Genomic DNA, 2,213 nt, shown 5'->3' with positions numbered 1-2,213 from the left:
GCACCTTGGCATTTAGAATTTACTTTAATTTGATTGTATACAAAAGAAGGCGAAAATGTATTTTGATTTATTTTGGCGGTGTTATACTCCCAACCATTTTTTACTGCATTGGCAATTGTTCTTGCTCCGTAAGCACTTGCCCAACCAACACAAGATCCTTGTCTACCTTGATTACCGGGTGTTGGTGCATACCCTTTTAAGCTAAATGATGTTGGTAATGCTCTAAAACTTCTTGTAACTAATGGTACAGATTGTGGTACTTCATTGTAAAGGGTTTCATCAAATTTTAATCCAGTACCAAACTCTTGACTAAAAATAAAGGAAGAACAAAATAAGGTGATTAGTAGTGCTAATTTTTTCATCTTTTGGTTGTTTTATTTGTTATAGAACAAAAATAATCCTAAATATATAAAAAAAAAATACGTCATTTGACGTATTTTTAGAATATTCTAATTGTAAGCAACTTGATTACTCATTTTTTTTCTTTAAAACGATGTAAGTGTTTTCTGCAATAATAATCTGTTTAAAAAATTCCTTTAAAGCAAAATATTCTTCGCTACTATATTTTCTTTTAGTTAAATTAAACCTAACAAATAAGCTTATAACATTTTCTTTGTTACTCGCTTTTAAAAAAAATACACCTCCATTGTTTGGTAAAGAAACAGCTTTACCTTTTGGTAGTTGTTCTACACTATAATTGTCTGGTATTTTTAAACTTAATGAAAAATTACTATTAAAAGGATACCCAAAATCTACAGGATAGTTTCTTTCTGAAAGTTTAAAGGGATTTTCTTCTAGTCTATCAAACAAAAAAGGATTTATTCTAGCAGTATTTGCTAAATTTTCATCCATAGAAATATTAATTTTATAGATTTCTGAAACAGTTTTTTCTAAATTATTTAGATTTTCTACTTTATATTCTAATATTTCTAAATCATCATTTCTAGACTCAAAATCATCTAAATAGGTTTCTTCTGAAATAGTTGCTAGTTTTTCTCTGTGTTTTGAGGCATAATAGCCAGATTTTCTAATCATTAAACTTCCAGAAAAAATACCATCCTCATTTAAGACTAATCTTGTATTAATTAATCGAGCACTTCGTTTTAAAGGTTTTAAAATTACCCAATTACCCTCTTTATTAAAGTTCATTATTCTAGCTTCTCCATTTAGCGTTCTTACAGGAACTTGGCCAAAAGGTAAATATTTGCTAGTTGCGTCTAAAAAATAATCTTTATTGTTAATATTCGCTTTTACAATTACATAATTATAATCATAAATAACGGGGAATAATTTTGTAGGAATCCCATGATTTCTTGTAGACAGCACTACCAAATTAGCATCTATATCTGCAGCATTTAAACTGTTGTAAAGAGATAAGTTTATTTCTCCAACATCTCCTATAGTTTCTTTAAAAGCATTTTTTACTTTGGCATCTTCATTGGTCCAATATTTTTGATTCCAAGTAAAGTGATTTTGTATAAAAGCATACACTTTTTTAGCTTTTTCCAATTCATTTTTTGTAGTTAGAATAGAATCTGGCAATCTCCTTTTAAAAAAACTTTTTTTAGATATTTGGTTATTAAAAAACTGACTTTTTAATATTTTATCTGCTTCTTTCCAACTAGTGGTATAATCTTTTTTTACACCTCTAAAACTTGTATAAGATTCTAAATCGAAAGATAAACGAGACATATAGTTTCGCTTGCTTAGCATATAATCTTCTTCTTTAAAAGCAGGTATATTGTTCATTCCAAATTCGTAAACAACACAATTACCATCGCCAACACCATCTATATAAATACATTTTTTCTTTACGTTTACCTCATTTTTATTCAATTTTAAATAACCAATCAATCTAATATTATACTTATAATTACCAAGTATAGCTGCTTCAAATTCGCTTTTTACTTTTGGTACATCGGATTGAAAAGCCCAATCATTAATGCTTAAATAAGGAGAAATTATACTGTATTTATATTCTAAAACACTACCTTCTTTTATATTTGAAAAAGTAAATTTATAAACAGACCAATCATCTCCATCTTGTGTTTCAAAAATATCTTTTTCTTGTAAATGGTTTTTTATTACTTGATTTCCATTTAAATTATATGTAATTGCTTTTAAATCTTTTAAATACTTTTTCTTATAAAGATTTATGGTGATGTTAGCATTATCAAAACCAGCTTTATTCAATATTTTGATGCGATAATAAT

Annotated in this window: 1 protein-coding gene and 1 pseudogene; both read right to left on the bottom strand. The window is 27.1% G+C overall.

Going from position 1 to position 2,213, the window contains the following annotated elements; all coding sequences use genetic code 11:
• Positions 1–362 (bottom strand): annotated as a pseudogene (locus tag ACTG3S_RS00090) (hypothetical protein); the annotation flags it as partial.
• A gap of 106 nt (positions 363–468) precedes the next feature.
• A partial coding sequence (locus ACTG3S_RS00085) for a hypothetical protein (protein ID WP_439127335.1) occupies positions 469–2,213 on the bottom strand: 1,745 nt, incomplete at its 5' end.

It is taken from the genome of Polaribacter sp., from assembly GCF_965656025.1.
In the GTDB taxonomy this organism is placed as follows: Bacteria; Bacteroidota; Bacteroidia; order Flavobacteriales; family Flavobacteriaceae; genus Polaribacter.
Note: the sequence above shows the minus strand (reverse complement) of the source record. Positions and strands in the feature narration are given on the sequence as shown.